This window comes from Brevibacillus halotolerans, assembly GCF_026891775.1.
In the GTDB taxonomy this organism is placed as follows: domain Bacteria; phylum Bacillota; class Bacilli; order Brevibacillales; family Brevibacillaceae; genus Brevibacillus_B; species Brevibacillus_B halotolerans.
This window is the reverse complement of record NZ_JAPTNK010000060.1, coordinates 1-389: the sequence shown is the minus strand read 5'-3', so window position 1 is coordinate 389 and position 389 is coordinate 1. Positions and strand designations below refer to the sequence as shown.

2 rRNA genes are annotated in these 389 nt (G+C 46.5%); both read right to left on the bottom strand.

Going from position 1 to position 389, the window contains the following annotated elements:
* Positions 1-8: 8 nt before the first annotated feature.
* Positions 9-123 (bottom strand): 5S ribosomal RNA (rrf, locus tag O0550_RS24150).
* 148 nt (positions 124-271) lie between these two features.
* Positions 272-389: ribosomal RNA gene (locus tag O0550_RS24145) — 16S ribosomal RNA — on the bottom strand; the annotation flags it as partial.

Below are 389 nucleotides of genomic sequence, written 5' to 3'. Positions count from 1 at the left end.
GGTTACCGGCCTGGCAACGTCCTACTCTCCCGGCCCGAATGGGCAAGTACCATCGGCGCTAGAGGGCTTAACGGTCGTGTTCGGAATGGGAACGTGTGTGACCCCTCTGCCATCATCACCAGACATTTAGAATATCATTATACTGAAATCATTAAAAGATTTCAAGATTTTTATTGAGTAAATTCCTATTAAAGGAATGTTCCCTCAAAACCAGATAGAATCATAACTTACTTCTATTTCAATTCCAAAGGACTGAAATAGTTCTCCATAGAAAGGAGGTGATCCATCCGCACCTTCCGGTACGGATACCTTGTTACGACTTCACCCCAGTTATCTACCCCACCTTCGGCGGCTGGCTCCTTGCGGTTACCTCACCGACTTCGGGTGTT